We start from the raw sequence: 18,966 nt of genomic DNA on the forward strand, positions 1-18,966 counted from the left end.
TCTCAGATTCAAAACTAAAATGTAAAAAGCCCCTGTTGTGTAATGTTGATTCGCTCAGAACTTCAACCCTATTCTTTAATCCTTCTCTTTATAAAGAGAGTATAAGGAGAGGTTTTCTAGCTTTTAAGTGCTTTAATCGAAGATATAATTAAAAATAATATAAGCCGCCAACTTGGCAGTTTTATTGTCCAAGTCAAATTTTGGATTACATTCAGCTACATCAAACACTCTGATTTTTCCAGAATCTTTAATGAATTGAATTAATGGATCAAATACAGCCAAATCAATGCCTTTCACTGCTGGCGCACTTACACCTGGTGCAATACTTGAAGCAAATACATCCAAATCAATGGTCACATATAAATAGTCAACCTGATCAATAAAGGATTGGATTTTCTGTTTTAAGCTTTCAAGCTGTGTAACTTGTACATCACGGTCTAAAATATAAGCAGCATTTAAACGATCAGCCGTTTCAAACAAGACTTGAGTATTTGTATGTTTTGCAACCCCAATACATAAGTAATGAAATGATTTGCCCTGCTCTTTAGACTTTTGTGCTGCCTGTAAAAATGGTGTACCTGACGATGCTTGATCAGCCTGTCTTAAATCAAAATGTGCATCAAAATTGATTATTCCAATATTTTTATCAGGTTCATGTGTCCGTAAATACTGAAATAATCCACTAAAACTACCATAAGCAACTTCATGACCACCACCCAATACAATGGGCTTTTCACCTTGCACAAGTGCTTGAGCAACATGGTCTGCTAGTACTGCTTGTGCTTCTTCAAGTAAACCATGTTGGCAAATAACATCGCCACGGTCAGCAATGCTTATAGTCTGATGCACAGGTAAATTTGCCAATTGCTTACGTATCGCATTTGGTGCTTCTGCTGCGCCAATACGACCTTTATTACGTTGTACACCTTCGTCAGAACCAAAACCAATTAAACTATACTCGGTTGATTCTGATTGATTAATCACTTGAAAAATACGCTTATGATTAACCGCAGTGCCATCATCACGCCCATCCCAATGAAATGTATTACTCATTTTAAAATCTCTATACAGCAGGATACTTAAGCTCAAAAAATCATTATTTCAAATGAATAGGGAAATAAATCTCTTTATGAAATTTGCAATTCTTGAGCTTGATAAATAATACGTTTAGACAAGTCACCACCTAACCAATAGGTAATTTCAGATGGATGCTCAATTTCCCAAGCAATAAAGTCCGCAACTTTACCGACTTGTAAACTACCATGTGTATCTTGTAACCCTAATGCTTTGGCTGCATAAATCGTCACACCTGCTAAGGCTTCTTCAGGTGTTAAACGGAAAATAGTACTGCCCATGTTCAACATCAAACGTAAAGATAAACATGGTGATGTACCTGGATTTAAATCTGTTGATAGCGCAATTGGAACTTGATGCTGTTTCAACACATCAATCAGTGGAAATTTAGTTTCTCTTAAGAAATAAAATGCGCCTGGCAAGATCACAGCAACAGTGCCTGATGCTGCCATTGCTTTAACATCATCTTCGGTAATATATTCTAAATGATCTGCTGATAATGCCTGATAACGTGCTGCTAAACTTGAACCTGATAAAGCTGATAATTGTTCTGCATGAATTTTGATAGGAAGTCCTAAACTTTGTGCCGTCTGAAATACTCGCTCAACTTGTTCAGGTGAAAATGCCAAGTATTCACAAAATGCATCAACAGCATCCACTAAACCTTCTTCATGTAATTTTGGCAGTATTTCTGTACAGATATACTCAATGTATGCATTACTTTCCCCTTCATATTCTGGTGGAAGTGCATGTGCTGCCAAGCAGGTACTTTTTACTGTAATAGGCAAATGCTGTGAAATTTGACGAATCACACGAAGCATTTTTCTTTCATTTTCATAATCAAGTCCATATCCAGACTTAATTTCAATGGTGGTTACACCATCTTTTAATAGACTTTTGATACGTTTTAATGCGCTAAGTAATAACTGTTCTTCACTTGCTTCGCGTGTTGCTCTTACTGTGCTAGCAATGCCACCACCTTGCGCTGCAATTTCGGCGTAACTCATCCCTTGTAATCTTTTTTCAAATTCGATGCTACGATTTCCGCCAAACACACTATGTGTATGACAATCGATAAAACCTGGTGTTACCCAAGCTTGATTTAAATCGGCTGTTTCATCATATTGATCGAATGCTAGATCTTGTTCTGGTCCAATCCAGTGAATCACATTCCCTAAAGTCACAATTGCTGCATTTTCAATGATGGAATATTTTCCATGCTGCATCGTTGCAATATGACAGTTGTGCCAAAGTTTTTTCATAACATCCACCTTAGGCTTTTGACCTAACTCTGTATCGTGATTTACTTTTTCTTTGTTCATGTTTTAGGAAACAAACGAATCCTTTATTGAAATTGTTTATTTACAATTTCAGAAAGCTGCTACTGATCGGTCAATAGCAACCTAAAATTTCATCTAAAAATAGGATTAACCTGTAATCATTGGCAGATTCAGCCCTTGTTCTTTCGCACAATCAATGGCAATTTGATAACCTGCATCAGCATGACGCATAACACCTGTAGCAGGGTCATTCGTTAATACACGTGCAATACGTGCCGCTGCTTCATCAGTACCATCACATACAATTACAACACCAGAATGCTGAGAGAAGCCCATGCCTACACCGCCACCATGATGTAAAGATACCCAAGTCGCACCACCAGCAGTATTGAGTAATGCATTGAGTAACGGCCAATCTGAAACAGCATCTGAACCATCTTGCATAGATTCAGTTTCACGGTTTGGACTAGAAACAGAACCAGAGTCTAAATGATCACGACCAATTACGATTGGTGCAGATAATTCACCACTACGAACCATTTCGTTAAATGCTAAACCAAGTTTTGCACGAAGCCCTAGACCTACCCAACAAATACGTGCGGGTAAACCTTGGAAACTAATACGTTCACGAGCCATATCTAACCAGTGATGTAAATGAGCATCATCAGGAATAAGTTCTTTTACTTTTGCATCAGTTTTATAGATATCTTCTGGATCACCAGAAAGTGCAGCCCAACGGAATGGACCAATACCACGGCAGAACAATGGACGAATATAAGCTGGAACGAAACCTGGGAAATCAAAGGCATTTTCTATACCTTCTTCCTGAGCCATCTGACGAATGTTATTACCATAGTCAAATGTTGGAATACCTTGCGCTTGGAAATCAAGCATCGCTTGAACATGCTTTGCCATAGACTGTTTTGCGGCTTTTACAACAACTTGAGGCTCAGTTTTAGCACGTTCTTTATATTCTTCCCAAGTCCAGCCAATAGGTAAATAACCATTTAATGGATCGTGAGCGCTTGTTTGGTCAGTCACCATATCTGGACGTACACCACGACGTACAAGCTCAGGTAAAATTTCAGCAGCATTGCCATGCAGTGCAATCGAAATTGCTTTACCTTCAGCTGTATATTTTGCGATACGCGCTAAAGCATCATCTAAATCATCAGCTTGTTCATCGACATAGCGAGTACGTAAACGGAAATCGATACTTACTTGTTGGCATTCAATGTTTAATGAACATGCACCTGCAAGCGTTGCAGCCAATGGCTGAGCTCCCCCCATGCCCCCTAAACCAGCAGTCAGTACCCAACGACCCGTCAAGTCACCATTATAATGTTGACGACCTGCTTCAACAAAGGTCTCAAATGTACCTTGAACAATTCCTTGGCTACCAATATAAATCCAAGAACCTGCTGTCATTTGACCATACATTGCCAAACCTTTGGCATCAAGTTCATTGAAATGTTCCCAAGTTGCCCAATGTGGTACTAAATTTGAATTTGCGATTAAAACACGAGGAGCATCTTTATGTGTTTTGAAAACACCAACTGGCTTACCAGATTGAACCAATAAAGTTTCATCATCCTCAAGATTTTTTAGTGTTGCAACGATTTTATCAAAACATTCCCAATCACGTGCTGCACGACCAATACCACCATATACCACCAATTCTTTTGGATTTTCTGCAACATCTGGATCGAGGTTGTTCATAAGCATACGTAAAGGTGCTTCTGTTAACCAACTTTTCGCATTTAACGTTGTTCCTCTTGGCGCACGAATTTCGATGTCACGGTAACGTGGATTATTTGTCGTCATGATTAGACTCCTTTCCTTTCAAAAATCTTTTCATAGCAAAAGCACTATGAAAATCTATATGTATTAACTTGTATATACATATATATACTACATAAAAATTTACTTTGAAATACTTTATTTAATTTATTTTTTATCTTAATGATTTTTAAATAAAAAAAAGATGTACAACTTTCGTCATACATCTTTTGAAAAACAGTAAAATTTAGATTTATGCTCAATTTTTACTGTATAAGTCAATGTAAAATAGATTTATCAATATAGACAATTAAAATATGATGCTACAATCAGTATGCTCTAAAGCTCCTAATTTGTATAAATATCACACATTATTTATAAAAAATTCTATGATCAGATATTATTTGCTAAATAGTTCAATCAAACAAAAATCAAAGCCACCTTCAGATTCAAAGTCCAACTGAGTTAAAATATTCATTTCATCTGCAAGATGTAAAGTTTCAAATGTATTCAAAACAAATTCTTGCTGCTTAACTTTAATTTTAAGTGTTTTTGAATGCGTAAATACAAACACTTGCTGCGCATTACTCAAAATAGAAAATAATGATGCCTGATTTACCCATTGCACACGTGCTGAAAACTTTTCAGGATCATAAATTAGATTAAAATCTCGAATTTCATTTTCTAATAATTCAGCATATACATCACATTCGCCATGAAAAGAAATAAATTCTTTTTTCAAGATATTAACAGGTCTATTGTGATCAATTTTTAAAGCTAAACCTGTACCTTCCAAAATACTAAGTACACGTTGTTTCTTGGGAAAATAAGAAAACGAACCTGCGGTTTTAACATCAGCAATTGAAATACGCCAATCAAAATCATCCAAAGCTTCACCATGACTACGAGCAATTTCTAAAGTTACACCTAGCCCGTTTTTCCACGGCATTTCTCTATACTGCTGCGCTGTTAATACCTGAATCATGGTGTAAATTTACCTTCTAAGTGATAACGACTTCCCGGATAAATCAAACGCGCACTGGAAATCAAGTTTTTATTAGACCATGTTCTACGCTGAATAAATAAACAAGGTTCAGTTTTATTAATTTTAAGCCATTTACTTTCCTGAGTAGATGCTAAAACTGCTTTAACGATATGTTCACCTTCTGTAATTGGTGCATTTGCCATTAAATACGCATTTGGTGTGACCTGTGTAAAATCCTGCTTTAAATAGTCAGGAACTAAAAATGAATTAACTAAACGATCTTCAACTTGTACAGGAATATCATTTTCATAATGTACAAGAATTGAATGAAATAAAGGTTGTCCTTCTTGTACTTGCATTTGTAAACTTTGAATTGAATTTGCCTTAATATTTTCTAAAATTAAAACCTCTGCACGATGTACATGATTTCTTGCAGCAATTTCATCGGCAATATTATGAATTTGAAATAGTGAAGTTTGCCCTTGCTCTTCTGCAACAAAAGATCCAACCCCTTGAACACGAACCAATACACCCTCAGCAGTCAGTTCACGTAAAGCACGGTTAATCGTCATTCGACTACAGCCTAATTGTTTTACGAGTTCACTTTCTGAAGGAATTTTTTGATTTGCAATCCAAATACCTTTATTAATTTTAGTTGTAATAAGTTGTTTAACACGTAAATAAATAGGAAGTGGACTATTTTCCTCAATAAACAGTTCTAAATCCTGTGTGGTTTTTTTTTGCTCTGACATAACATGACTCAACTCAAATAATTTAAAAAGATTTTACTCTTTTGCTTAGCAAAGGTATATACATATAAATACAAGTTAGAATTAAAATATGATTTCCATGAAAATCATATTTGATTGTCCGTTCTAAAAAGGCAAGACCATCTCAAATTTATTCTATTTTTGTCTTTTTAATCAACTTATTAGCTCTTTTATTTAATATCTGAGAAAAATCGCATCCTGAGTAATCATAAGAATAGTGATGAAACAAATCCCATCAAAATTAGAGCTTATCAATCAATCAAATTTTATATAGTAAAAAGAAAAGTATGATTTATGAAAATCTTCAATCAAATTACCATTAACCATAAGCTTTTGTTTTTTAAAAAAATATGATCATATAAAAAATTTAATTTTGAAATTACATATAATATATCTATTTTTTATCCACTAAAGTATAGATAAATATATGAAAAAACGGTGATATTTAAGTTATATTACAACGAAAATAGGGTTGAGATTTTTTAAATGTTACCAATAATCAAGGAAATAGATTTACCTTATGCATCTGCTTATTTTAGTCAGCAGATCGTATGGTTTGATTTAGAAATCAACCCACATAATAACGAGTTATTAATAGGCGCTTTACTGTGTGTGATAGATCAACAACCTTATGCTGCGACCTTTAAAGAAAGTGACTTAGAAATAGTTATGCATATTTTATGTAATGCGACTTATGTTGCAGGACATAATATTGTGCAATTTGATTTAAAATGGTGGATTGATCATACCATTCATGCTGATTCAGCAAAATTTTTATTAAAAAATAAAGCATTAGATACTCTAATTCTATCAAATTTAGTATTTCCTCAACATCCATCACATGCATTACTCAAAATCTATAAAGCACCTGATAGTGAAAATAATCCTATATATGATTGTTTAGAAACTTATCAACTTTATCAAAGAATTTGTACTTATTGGAAGCAAGAAATACATCCTCAAATATCAGCGTGGATCGAACAAAAGCAACCCGATTGTCAATATTTACCGCAAGCTTATACAGGCGAAAATTGTACAGCCTATGAGCTTTTAGTTCCTCAAGGCGATATACAAACCTTAAAGGAATATATCGAAAATATTCCAACACATGACAAAAAAGCATGGATTGGTGCAATTACATTTGCACATTGGATACTGCATTTAGATCATCCGAGTTGTCGTCGCCCATCATGGCTCATGGATAAATCAGAATATGGTGAAAATTTTATTATTGCGGAGCAAATTTTCTGGGAAAATAAACAATTTCAACATATTGATTTTAATACAGAAAGCCAAAATATATTTGGTTATTCTTTGCGTCCAGGGCAAGAGAAAATTATTAATACTTTGGCTAAAGGACTAGCAGTGCCACTGGGTTTATTACCAACAGGTGGCGGGAAAAGCTTGACCTTCCAATTGCCTGCTTTTGTATTGAGCCGTTATAGACGTGAATTAACTGTCATTATTTCCCCATTAAAAGCCTTAATGGAAGATCAAATTTTAGGTTTACAACAACTTGATCCATGGGGGAAACGCGCTGCTTGTTTAATTTCAGGACAAAGTCATGAAGAACAACAACGTATTTTAGAAGAAATTTGGTTGGGTAGTATTGATTTACTCTATATTAGCCCTGAACGATTACGTACACATAGTATTCAAGCTTTGCTACAACGTCGACGTCCTGCACTCTGGGTGGTAGATGAAGCACATACATTTAGCCAATGGGGAACAGACTTTCGCCCTGACTTTATGCGTATAGGGCAATCCATTGCTAAATGTTATCAAGGCGCTGAAATAGCGACTCAACCGCAATTAATGCTGGTCACAGCAACAGCGTCACAAAGAGCGATACAGGAAATTGAACGTGAAGTGGTCAAGCCTTTACAACATCTTTTACAAGTACCTCTTGAAACTGTCATGGTTGAACCTACTCAAAATGTATGGCGAGATGAAATTAAAGTCGATATCCGTTATTTAGAACGAGAAGATCGCTTAGTTGAAATTTTAAAAATTTTAAAACAGATTTTTCCACAACGAAAAACAGAAGAAACAGTAGAATTGGTTGCAGATGATCAAACGCATCCTGTTGTACTTATTTATGTGCGTAATCGAGATAAAACAGAAGAGTTTGCTGAAGATTTAGCAAAACAAGGTTTTATTACTGCTGCTTATCATTCACGTTTAACAGCATTACAAAAGAAAGAAGTTTTAGAAAAATTTAAACAGCATCAACTCGATGTAGTCATCTGTACCAATGCTTTTGGGATGGGCATTGATCGCGCTAACATTCATACTGTCATTCACTATACACCTCCGAATAACCTAGAATCATATTTACAAGAAATAGGACGTACAGCCAGAAAGCAAGGGGAACAAGGTCAAGCCATTTTATTTTGGAATAATCAAGACTTAGAAAGCTTAGTACGTAAAAATATTGCAAGTGAATTAGGTGGACATAAAGTCTTAGCTGACTGTTGGCAAAAAGTCATTGCACCGACATTAAAGCGCCCACCTGAAGAACGCTGGTTTAGTTCAGAAGAACTGCAACCCTACTTATCTTTTGAAAATGAAGAACTCGTGACCCAAATTCGAGTCTTATTATTAGCATTAGAACGTTATCGTTTATTGATTGAAAAAGATCAATTGCCTGCTTTGCTGAGCATGCAGTTATTGGATGCTCCTCGTACTTCAAGCACCCGAGCTGCTCAACTTTATCAACGTTTAGCACCTTTATTACAACATCAACAAAACGTAAAATTATATTTACCTGAAGTATCTGTCGCTTTAGGAATGAGTGTACGCCAATTATTAAATGGTGTGCGTCAGTTGGTAAAATTAGGCTGTGCGCGTTGGTCTTGTGAGGTTAGAATTCGTTTTGCCTATCGTTTTGCTCATTTACAACAACGTAAAATTAAAGAGAAAGATTTAGCATTAACAGCAATTCAAGAATGTTGGCAAGCTTACCCGCCTGAAGATTTAACACGCATTGATTTACGTCATTTAGATACATGGTTTACACAACGTGGATATCGTGTAAAAGCACGAGAAATTTTTTATTTGTTTAAAATCTTTAAATTAGTCAATTTAAAAGAAAATAAATATAGTTTACGCGTCGAATCACGTGATAAAGAACATACATGGAAAGATTGGCTTTCTGAAGCAAAACAAGGCTTAGCAGATCTCCATCACAGTTTAAACTTAATTGTAGATGAACTTCCTGATGATATTCAGACCAGTCATCAACTCAATGTTGATACATTCTTAGAAAGACATGATCTTGAAATCGATTTATTTTTAGAACATTTAGAAATGATGCAACGTTTTGGTTGGCTGAATGTCAGTCGTTTAGATGATGATACACAAAAAATATTTTTCATTGACTATCCCGCAGAAAATGCAGCACAGCGTTTACATTCTAAAGTTGCATATCAATATTTAGAAGAACATTATCAAGACCGCAATCGGCGTTTACATTTAATGAAAGCGTGGCTTTTAAGAGAACCACAACAACGCAAAAAAATGCTTAATGATTATTTTAATCTAGATTTAACGGATATGTGTAAACGTTACCTAGATGATCCTGAACAAGCAAAACAAGCTCATCTTGTGAATTATGAAGCATTAATTTTTCCAGATTTTTTAAATGAAATACAACGTAATATTATTGCCGATGATACTCGCCGTGCGATGTTAGTTTTGGCAGGTCCAGGCTCAGGCAAAACAACCATTATTGTTCATCGTGTAGCGAACTTAGTTATGCTACGTAATATTGATCCAGAAAAAATCTTGATTTTAGCGTATAACAGTCAGGCAGTATTTGAAATCCGTCAGCGTTTAATGCATTTAATTGGTATGGAATATGCCTTAAATATCCATATTTTCACTTTCCATGCTTTAGCGCGTTATTTAACAAATATTCATGAAAATCAAGCACCTTATAATCAAGATATAAATTATAAATATCAATGGTTACTTGAACAAGCAGTACAGTATTTAGCAGATACACCACAATATTTTCAATATATTTTAGTTGATGAATTTCAAGATATTGATGATGTCCAATATCAATTAATTTCACACTTGGCAGGTATGCAAGCAGAACCTGATGAGCAAGGAGAAATTAATCAACAAGGTTTCTTAGTGGCTGTAGGTGATGATGACCAAAACTTGTATGGCTTTAGAGGCGCAAATATTAAATATATTCAGAACTTTAAAGAAGACTTTAAAATTGACGAAGAAAATATTTTTTATTTATTAGACAATTATCGTAGTCCAAGCGATGTCATCGAACTTGCTAACCAATATATTCAAAATTGTTTACCTGCAGAACAACGGTTAAAAGGTTTAGCTCATGCAATACGCCCAAATAATCCTACTAAAAATAATATTCGCTTTGGGCAATACCAACAAAAACATGGTTTAGATGCAATTGGCTGGTTAATATCGGATTTAAAAAATCGAAAAAATCAAAATCAATGGTCAGATTTTGCGATTTTAGCACGTCAGTGGAATGAATTATTAGTCATACAACATGCTTTAACAGAAGCAGGTATTCGTTTTCAAATCTTAAATAAAAGCGATAATTTAGACTTATCAGACAGTTTTTTAGCTAAGCATTTATTTGCAGATTTAGCACAACGCCCTGCATTAGATATTATAGAGGGAGATGCGAGCCAATATTTAGATGAATGGTTAGAAAGTCGTGGATGGAATAAACAAGATTTAAGCTGGGGGATACTTAAACAACGTGTACAAGGCTATCAAAATTTAAGTTGCCAACAATTGTTAGAAACTTTGCAAACTGCTCCTGAACAAAACCGCATGGATCGACTGATTTTAAGTACTTATCATTCTGCAAAGGGTTGCGAATATGAGCATGTTTATATTTACGATCAATGGAAAAAAACACGAGATAGCGATAATGAAAGTCAAATTCGTGCCATGTATGTGGCTTTAACACGAGCTAAAAAAAGTTTAACCATTATTCAGCCTCAAGATCAACGTTGGCTTTTACAATATGATATACAGCTTGCTCAGTATTTAAAGGCTGTTGAAAAATTAACATTTGAACCTGCACCACAAATTAATGAAATCACCTATTTTGAGCAATTTAGTTTGGCTGATATTTATTTATCTCATCCAGAAATTGTGCAAGAAAAAGGACGTCAACGTTTATTAGATATGGCACAAAATTCATTATTTGATGTGCGTAAACAGGTCGTTATAAAACCTAAAAATAAAAATGGTCGTTTTGATCGCTTAGAAATATATAATCATGATGGTGTAATTGGCGCTTTTTCTGCCCTTACCTCACAGCGTTTATTCCGCATAAATTCACAAATTCGTGAAGTGAAATGTGTGGGTATGCAAATGATCAGTTATTATCAAGCAGATAAAAAGTTTTACCATTTAGCAAATTATCAAGGTAAAGAAGAGAGTCATTATGTATTTATTCCTACTTTAAAGATTCGACGTGTTTTAACTTAAATGTGAATTTATAACGTTTTAAATCGTGTTTTTTGAATTTTAATTATTTTCCATATTGCTTAGGCTATTTATCAACCAAAAAATAGCCTTAAAAAGGTATTAAATCAGTTATAAAATGAGCGAATTGATTAAATTAAAGTTTATCGTTATATTTCACCCTATTATGTTTATAGACATTCAATCGCATTCTCATCTGGAAAAATATGTTTTCTGAAAATACTCAAATTAGCGTTGTTTCTAGTTTTACTGAACTTGTTGATTCAAGTTTTGCAGAAAATATCAATGCCATGTGTTGGTCTAGAAATTTAATGGGTGATTTTCAGGAAATTGTCGCTAAACTTAAATTAAAAGAGAATATTACAGAAATTTCTACCCATGATCTTTTAGCGCTTCAACTTTCAGAAAATGGAAAATTAGCAAGGCAAATTATTTTAGAAGATATACAAAAACTTACTGATTTTGGTGCTTCTCCTTCTCTTAATTTACTCAAAAATTATGAGCGAGATGAAGAACTCGATTTTATCGCCACTGATGTATATTCTTATCATGTTGATCGTTCACCTGTAGCCACAGACACTTTTTTATGTACCTATTTTGGTCCTACAAGTGATATTTTACCTAATCATCAAGTTAAACAAAAAATTTATATTCCTGAAATAAGAGCAAAACTTAAAGCTTTGTATGATGGAGCTGAAAATGGTTTTGAAAACTTTTTAGAAGAATATTTTTTTGATTTACATTATGAAGCTCAAGCTGATGCTCTGCCGATTAATTTAGGTACAGGTCATTTATGGAAACTCGCTGTGGATCATCCCACACAGCAAGTATTACCCTGTGTACATAGAGCACCTGTTGAAAATGAAGGTGAATATAGACTGCTGTTGATTTGTTAATACAATGTCAGTCGATCAAAATATTCATTTTATTAACAATTGAACCATTAAATTTTGATTAGATTTTTCAGTGAACCCTTCATAATATCCATTGGATAATTAAAACACAAAAGACTGGTAGTGCTTCAAATAACATTTGAATTGCATTTTATGCAAAAATTAAATCAAAGATCATAAGATATTGAAAATATATAAAATATTATTTTATTTATTTTCAACTCTCCCATAAACTAGTTGAGTCAACATGTGATTTAGCACACCACCAGAATCACTTTAAAAATCATAAATTGCGGTGAAATTTACACGATTATCAAGTCCTTTTTTATGATTAAAAGTTTCACGCTCACCGTACATGTATTCTAAACCAAAATTGATAGGCTTCACTGGATTATAAAATACATTGACCCAACCTTGTTTCAGTGCCTTATTCTGCGTTTCATCACCATAAACTAAGTTTGCAAATGTATTATCATCATCTGCACGCATATAACCAAAGCCTAAAGTTGAACGTAATTTGGGGGTAATTTTATGACTAATCCCTAAGGTTAAAGCATCAAATTCATTTGCTTGCATTTGACCATGATCATCAAATACATATGCCATATTAGACCATAGCAAATTTTTGGTATCCCCTTTAATGTGATTATAATCCATGCGGAGCAACGTGTTTTCTGTAATTTGATATTTTCCTCCTAATGCTGCTCCCCATGCTAAAAAAGTATCATTAGCTTCATGATTAGTACGTTTTTCTGTCAAAAATAGACGCCCTGAAAGCATTGATTTATCATCAAATTTATAATTTATACGACCTGTTATAGAAGGTAATTTTAGTTTTGCATCAGCATCGGTCGTAAAATTCTGCGTTCCTGTACGAGTTACAGTTTCTGCTTTTGAATCTTCCAGACTCAAGGCAAAATTAAGTTTTGGATCTACAGCTACAGAGTACTTAATTTGAGGAACGCGCGTTAACGAACCACCCACAGCTAAAGAAGCATCAACAGTTTCGGGAAAATATTCAACAGCGTTAAAGTTAGACCACGTTTGCCCCAACAACCATTGGTCATAGGTGATATAAGCATGGCGAATACGGAAAGTGTCGCGTCCAGATCCTCCAAAAAAATCCATTTCTACTTTACCACCGATTTTATGATCTCCTTGTACTGGCGTGTTAAAGTTAAAACCAAAACGTGTTGCATTTAATGTGCTTTGGAATTTATTTGAATTTTTATGTTCAGCTTCCGTGCCTTTCAAAGGAACAGCACTAATCAGGTTATACATCGTACTTGGACCTTTACGCTGATAGCTCATGTCTCCACGAATGTTGCCATATAACTCAAATGAAGCATCACCTTTAGTCGTATGTTTTATTACTGGAGTATTTTCAATTGAATGTTCTTGGATCTTGGGTATTTCAGCTACAATTTGATCATTTACAGCTTTTTGCTGTTGCATCAATATTTGTAATTCTTGAATTTGCTGCTGCAATTGAGCAACTTGTTGTTCCAAAGTCATTTCAGCATAGCTAAATGTTGTACACATAAAGAGCGTTAAACTCATAGTACTTTTCACGAAAAAACCAAAATGCTTTTCCATTATTTAATTCCTTTTATTCAATATTTTTAGTTTTTCAGCACGAACAAACCCCATTTGATCAATACTTAAATATTGATCAAATCACTTGAGGTGAGTTTATTGCTGTTAAATTTTAGACCAAGTCCGTTTTAGGTCTGGTCAGCATGCTGTAATAATTCACGCAGTTTAAATTTTTGAATTTTACCTGAAGGTGTCATTGGAATATCATTCCATATTTCTAAACGCTCAGGAAGGTATTGATTTGCAAGATTATGCTGTTTTAAAAAGTCGACCAAATCTTTCAATGCAATATGCTCTGTATTTTCTTTTAGCTTGACAATAGCACATGCTTTCTCACCCATTCTTTCATCTGGGTAAGGCACTAAAGCCACCGTCGCTATATCTGGATGCAAATAAATCAGTGATTCAACTTCAGCAACAGGTATATTTTCACCACCACGAATAATCACATCTTTTTTTCGACCTGCAATACGGATATAGCCTCTCTCGTCTTGATAAGCAATATCACCTGTATCAAACCAATCATCTTCATCTGTTTCATTGAGATGAGCGCGTTTAAGATATCCTCCAAAGTTTGAACAACTGCGAATCATCAACGTACCTGATTGATTTGCTGCTAATAGATGCCCCTGATCATCGACAATTTTAACTTCTACACCAGACAGCGGTAATCCGTCAGTGTTAAATGAGCGTTCATCATCATCTTCAGGGCGTGTCATCGTCACTGCACCGCACTCTGTCATTCCCCAAGCAGAAATAACTTTAACTCCCATATTTTGACGCGCTTTTTGAACCAATGTACTAGGAATTGGAGCGCCTGCACAAAGGAAAAGTTTTAAACTATCCAAAGATTGATGTGTATCTAATACCGCTTCTGATAGATCATTTAAAAATGGTGTTGAAGCCATCGTAAAGCTCACTTGGTACTTTTGAATTAAATGAATCGCAGTATTTACATCCCATACATCTTGTAATACAGCTTTTGCCTGCAATAAAATAGGCATAATTAGACCATACATAAAACCAGTCTGATGAGCCATAGGTGATCCCATTAAAATGACATCATCCTTATTTAAATTCAGGCGTTTAGCATAAGGCACAATATTAGAAAATAAAGTATTTGCAGTATGCATCACCCCTTTTGGTTCACCTGTAGTTCCTGAAGTAAATATCAGTTGAGCAACATCATCCGCTGTGATTTTTACATCATTCAGTGTTTCTAACATCTGAGGATCATGATCTAGACCATGATTTAATAAGCATGTCTCAAAATTATTTTCACCTTCTCCACCAATGACAATAACATGTTCAAGACTTTTGATATTTTCCTGTAATTGATAGGCTAAATTTTCATGATTAAACTTACGGAAAGTTTTTGGCACAATGAACACTTTACTTTCTGTATGTTTCAACATAAATGAAAGTTCACGTTCTCTAAAAATTGGCATTAAGGGATTTAAAACAGCACCAATACGTCGACAAGCGATATAAAGTAAAGTAAATTCCCACCAATTGGGTAACTGACAGGAAACAATATCTTGTTTTTGAACACCTAAGTTTTTCAAACCTAAAGCAATTTTCTGAGCTGTATGCAAAATTTCACGATAAGTAAAACTTTTTTCAGATTGCTCCTCAGTTTTGTAGCTCACCAAAGCTACTTTATCGGGATTTTGATGTACTGCTTGGTTTAATGACTCTAATATGGTTGTATTTAACCAATATCCCTGCTGTAACATTTTTTCCTTACGTGGTGGTAAAAGAACCGCATCGAAATCCATTTCATAACTCCAATTTATAATTATGTAGTTGTCTTATATTGCATGGTGATACTTGATACATTGCATGAGCTTTCACGCTTATTTCTCTTTATTTTCTCCAAAAATTTGGAACATTTAAAAAGAAAAATAAAAGCAATACATATTTTTATTAAGCTGGAACAGCCTGACGACCTGCTTTATGTCTTGCAATAATCGTCTTCATAATCTGTGCTGTACCATCGCCGATTTGAAAACCTAAAACATCTCGCATACGCTGTTCCATCACTCCACGGTCATATCCTGCATGTCCAAGTGTAAGTAAACATTGATGAACGACATCATAAGCTAATTTTGGTCCCCACCATTTACACATCCCTGCTTCGGCAGTATGAGGTAAGTGTTTGTCTTTTAACCATAATGTCTGTAAACAGAGCAATCGTGCTGCTTCAACTTGAGTTTCATAATCTGCCAACGGATGTGAAACCCCTTGAAATGCAGTTAATGGTTTACCAAATGCTTCTCGTTGCGCTGCATACTCCCATGCCTCATCTAAAGAAACACGTGCGACAGCTAATACTTGTAGACCAATTAATGCCCGAGAAAAATCAAATCCCTGCATCACTTGAACAAAACCTTTATTTTCATCTCCTAAACGGTGACTAACAGGCACCCTAACATTGTCAAAAAATATAGATCCACGTCCAATCGCACGCTGCCCATGACAGTCAAAACGTGTTGTGCTTATACCCGGCAAATTCATTGGTACAAATACAGCAGTCACCCCATGTGCGCCAGATTCAACTGTGCCAGTACGACCAAAAATGACTGAAGCATCAGCTTGATCTGCGGCTGAGATTGAAGTTTTTTCACCATTTAATATGTAGTCATCACCATCTCTCTCAATTTTTAAACGCAAACTTCCTGCATCTGAGCCACCACGTGGTTCAGTTAAACCTATAGAAAAGATTGCTTCGCCTGCTGTGAGTTTTTTCAGCCAAGGTTCAACAATTTCAGGTTGCCCATGTTCAGCTAAAATTTGCCCATTTAATGAGGCTAATAAATTAATATATGAAAAACTCAAATCTGCTTTTGCAATCGCTTCATGAATCACCCCTGCCGCTAATCGCCCCATACCTTGACCGCCATATTGCTCAGGTAATTCAGGTGCAATAAAACCCATTTCTCCCATTTTTTTAACCAAGGCACGGTCAAAAATACGACTTTGGTCACGTTCTAAAAAACCTGGAGCGATATATTTTTTCGCAAATTTATCTACAGTTTCTGCCAAAAATGCTAAATCTTCAGTGATATAAGGATTTTTATTCATCATTTTATTCCTTACTTAAAAAATTTACGAAATTCTGGCTTACGTTTTTCCTTTAACGCATTCACACCTTCACGTGACTCTTCTGTATCGTAATATAGCTTTAATGCGTACATACCCATGCCTGCAATGCCTGCCTGATGCGCGGTATCCATATTGAAACTACGTTTTGCAATTGCTAAAGCAGTTGGGCTACGCTCACAAAGTTCTTCACCCCATGCCTGTACTTCTGCATCTAACTGATCTGAAGGCACACACTTATTTGCTAAGCCTATTTCAACAGCTTCTTGCCCTTTATAACGACGGCACATATACCATATTTCACGAGCTTTTTTCTCTCCAACAACACGGGCAAGAAAAGCTGTACCATAACCCGGATCAACTGATCCCATTTTAGGACCTACCTGTCCAAAAATTGCATTTTCAGAACAAATCGTTAAATCACAAATAGTTGCCAATACGTTACCACCACCAATTGCATATCCTTGTACTCGAGCAATCACAGGTTTTGGCACATCACGAATCGCGTTATGTAACTCTTCCATCGGTAGACCAATTGTGCCACGTCCATCATAATTACCATCATGTGCAGACTGATCACCACCAGTACAAAAGGCTTTCTCACCCGCACCTGCAAGTACAATGGCACCGATCTGACGGTCATAACCTGCTTTATTTAATGCACGGATAATTTCATCACAGGTTTGACCACGAAATGCATTCATTTTTTCTGGGCGATTAATAATAATCCATGCTACACCGTTACGTACTTCATATAAAATATCTTCGAAATTCATGATTTTTTCCTTTCCTTGAAACTGCTTTTAACTTTATTTATTAGATTGTATTGTGGGCTTGAATGGTGAATATTCTATTGCTCAAGACCCATATTTTTACTGTATTTATCATTTAACCATTCATGGTTAAACCACCTGAAACACTTAATACTTGTCCCGTAATAAAGCTTGCATCATCACTTAAGAAAAAGGCGATAGATGAAGCAAGATCATCTGGTTGCCCCAAACGCCCTAAAGGAATGGCACGAGTAAAAGCTTCACGAAGTTTTTCAGGATTTGCTGCACCTTGCGTTACACCTGCCAATAAAGCTGTATCTGTTGGTCCAGGGCAAATGACATTGACTGTAATATTATTACGAGAATGTTCACGAGCTAAAGTTTTAGAAAAAGAAAGTAATCCACCTTTACATGCAGCATAAACAGCTTCACCAGAAGAACCTACACGTGCCGCATCCGAAGCAATATTGACAATAGCGCCCTTATTTCGTTCTACCATGCCTTTGAGTACGGCATGGTGCATATTCAACATACCAACCAAATTAATTTGGATCAGTTTTTCCCATTCATCTGGTGTAGATTGAATGAATGGTTTAAAAATATCCCAACCTGCATTATTGACTAAACCATCAATTGTGCCCAGTTTAGCTTCAATGGTCTCAACCGCCTGATCTACAACTTCTTTATTGGTGATATCGCATTCAATCGCCAGCGCAATACCGCCTGTGGATTTAATTTCATCTACGATCTGCTGTGCAGCATCTAAATTCATATCAAAGACTGCAACTTTGGCACCTTCTTTAGCCAAACGTTTACAAGTCGCTCCACCAATACCACCAGCACCGCCAGTCACAATAATGACCTTATCTTTGAGTCCATTCATCTTGCTATCCTTCTTTGTTTTCTTCGAAATATTTCTATGTTGTATCTAATTTCAAAATAGACAAAAAGAAAAATAATTTCAATTATCAATTATATAATTTCGTCATACGAAATTTATTAAAAAACCAAAAAATAAATATAAGATATTGTTATAAATAACATTTATTAAAATAAATTCACTATTTTTGAAATATTTTATTACATATTAAATAAATTAAAATAATTAAAATTTTTATTTTTTAACTTTTAAAAAAAATTTTAAATATTATTCAGTAAAAATCGTCAATATTTGACTATATTTCATAATGCAAAATATAGTTTCTATGGTGATGAATAAACATCGTAAGT

12 protein-coding genes are annotated in these 18,966 nt (G+C 35.0%); 2 read left to right on the forward strand and 10 right to left on the reverse strand.

Annotated elements, in window-relative coordinates:
- Nucleotides 1-132: 132 nt before the first annotated feature.
- From hutG to hutC, 5 genes are all read right to left on the reverse strand, one after another.
- Entirely contained in the window at nucleotides 133-1,053 is a 921-nt protein-coding gene (gene hutG / locus HX005_RS15335) for a formimidoylglutamase (protein ID WP_286378020.1), read from the reverse strand.
- A 74-nt stretch (nucleotides 1,054-1,127) separates the two neighbouring features.
- Nucleotides 1,128-2,336, reverse strand: coding sequence for an imidazolonepropionase (gene hutI, locus HX005_RS15340; protein ID WP_286378021.1), 1,209 nt, complete (start codon nucleotides 2,334-2,336; stop codon nucleotides 1,128-1,130).
- A gap of 165 nt (nucleotides 2,337-2,501) precedes the next feature.
- Nucleotides 2,502-4,178, reverse strand: coding sequence for a urocanate hydratase (gene hutU, locus HX005_RS15345; RefSeq protein ID WP_286378022.1), 1,677 nt, complete (start codon nucleotides 4,176-4,178; stop codon nucleotides 2,502-2,504).
- A gap of 355 nt (nucleotides 4,179-4,533) precedes the next feature.
- The gene (locus HX005_RS15350) at nucleotides 4,534-5,118 is read right to left on the reverse strand and encodes a HutD/Ves family protein (RefSeq protein WP_107009596.1); all 585 of its coding nucleotides are present in this window, start codon (nucleotides 5,116-5,118) and stop codon (nucleotides 4,534-4,536) included.
- Nucleotides 5,115-5,870 carry a histidine utilization transcriptional repressor HutC gene (hutC, locus tag HX005_RS15355; RefSeq protein ID WP_286378023.1) on the reverse strand — a complete coding sequence of 252 codons (756 nt, stop codon included), beginning with the start codon at nucleotides 5,868-5,870 and terminating at the stop codon, nucleotides 5,115-5,117. The genes HX005_RS15350 and hutC overlap by 4 nt, the downstream gene beginning before the upstream one ends.
- 504 nt (nucleotides 5,871-6,374) lie before the next feature.
- Between hutC and HX005_RS15360 the strand changes: the two genes are divergently transcribed.
- Together HX005_RS15360 and HX005_RS15365 are read left to right on the forward strand one after the other, a co-directional pair.
- A complete protein-coding gene (locus tag HX005_RS15360) occupies nucleotides 6,375-11,375 on the forward strand; it encodes a RecQ family ATP-dependent DNA helicase (protein WP_286378024.1) in 5,001 nt (1,666 codons plus the stop codon).
- 203 nt (nucleotides 11,376-11,578) lie between these two features.
- On the forward strand, nucleotides 11,579-12,268 hold the full coding sequence (locus HX005_RS15365) for a DUF1826 domain-containing protein (RefSeq protein ID WP_286378025.1): 690 nt from the start codon (nucleotides 11,579-11,581) through the stop codon (nucleotides 12,266-12,268).
- A gap of 273 nt (nucleotides 12,269-12,541) precedes the next feature.
- Here HX005_RS15365 and HX005_RS15370 read toward each other — a convergent pair whose 3' ends face one another.
- From HX005_RS15370 to badH, 5 genes are all read right to left on the reverse strand, one after another.
- A complete protein-coding gene (locus HX005_RS15370) occupies nucleotides 12,542-13,861 on the reverse strand; it encodes a DcaP family trimeric outer membrane transporter (protein ID WP_286378026.1) in 1,320 nt (439 codons plus the stop codon).
- A gap of 128 nt (nucleotides 13,862-13,989) precedes the next feature.
- A complete protein-coding gene (aliA, locus tag HX005_RS15375) occupies nucleotides 13,990-15,639 on the reverse strand; it encodes a cyclohexanecarboxylate-CoA ligase (RefSeq protein ID WP_107009590.1) in 1,650 nt (549 codons plus the stop codon).
- 148 nt (nucleotides 15,640-15,787) lie between these two features.
- A complete protein-coding gene (gene aliB / locus HX005_RS15380) occupies nucleotides 15,788-16,945 on the reverse strand; it encodes a cyclohexanecarboxyl-CoA dehydrogenase (protein WP_286378027.1) in 1,158 nt (385 codons plus the stop codon).
- Nucleotides 16,946-16,956: 11 nt separating this feature from the next.
- Nucleotides 16,957-17,739, reverse strand: a complete 783-nt coding sequence (gene badI, locus HX005_RS15385) for a 2-ketocyclohexanecarboxyl-CoA hydrolase (protein WP_107009588.1) — start codon at nucleotides 17,737-17,739, stop codon at nucleotides 16,957-16,959.
- 112 nt (nucleotides 17,740-17,851) lie between these two features.
- Nucleotides 17,852-18,619 (reverse strand): 2-hydroxycyclohexanecarboxyl-CoA dehydrogenase, encoded by a 768-nt coding sequence (gene badH, locus HX005_RS15390; protein WP_286378028.1) that lies wholly within the window; start codon nucleotides 18,617-18,619, stop codon nucleotides 17,852-17,854.
- Nucleotides 18,620-18,966: the final 347 nt, after the last annotated feature.

Source organism: Acinetobacter sp. R933-2 (assembly GCF_030325485.1).
GTDB classification, from domain to species: domain Bacteria; phylum Pseudomonadota; class Gammaproteobacteria; order Pseudomonadales; family Moraxellaceae; genus Acinetobacter; species Acinetobacter sichuanensis.

Bases quoted from the DNA above. Each gene is read 5' to 3' on its own strand.
- hutG (WP_286378020.1), bottom strand. From the start codon at position 1,053: ATGAGTAATACATTTCATTGGGATGGGCGTGATGATGGCACTGCGGTT.
- hutI (WP_286378021.1), bottom strand. From the start codon at position 2,336: ATGAAAAAACTTTGGCACAACTGTCATATTGCAACGATGCAGCATGGA.
- hutU (WP_286378022.1), bottom strand. From the start codon at position 4,178: ATGACGACAAATAATCCACGTTACCGTGACATCGAAATTCGTGCGCCA.
- HX005_RS15350 (WP_107009596.1), bottom strand. From the start codon at position 5,118: ATGATTCAGGTATTAACAGCGCAGCAGTATAGAGAAATGCCGTGGAAA.
- hutC (WP_286378023.1), bottom strand. From the start codon at position 5,870: ATGTCAGAGCAAAAAAAAACCACACAGGATTTAGAACTGTTTATTGAG.
- HX005_RS15360 (WP_286378024.1), top strand. From the start codon at position 6,375: ATGTTACCAATAATCAAGGAAATAGATTTACCTTATGCATCTGCTTAT.
- HX005_RS15365 (WP_286378025.1), top strand. From the start codon at position 11,579: ATGTTTTCTGAAAATACTCAAATTAGCGTTGTTTCTAGTTTTACTGAA.
- HX005_RS15370 (WP_286378026.1), bottom strand. From the start codon at position 13,861: ATGGAAAAGCATTTTGGTTTTTTCGTGAAAAGTACTATGAGTTTAACG.
- aliA (WP_107009590.1), bottom strand. From the start codon at position 15,639: ATGGATTTCGATGCGGTTCTTTTACCACCACGTAAGGAAAAAATGTTA.
- aliB (WP_286378027.1), bottom strand. From the start codon at position 16,945: ATGAATAAAAATCCTTATATCACTGAAGATTTAGCATTTTTGGCAGAA.
- badI (WP_107009588.1), bottom strand. From the start codon at position 17,739: ATGAATTTCGAAGATATTTTATATGAAGTACGTAACGGTGTAGCATGG.
- badH (WP_286378028.1), bottom strand. From the start codon at position 18,619: ATGAATGGACTCAAAGATAAGGTCATTATTGTGACTGGCGGTGCTGGT.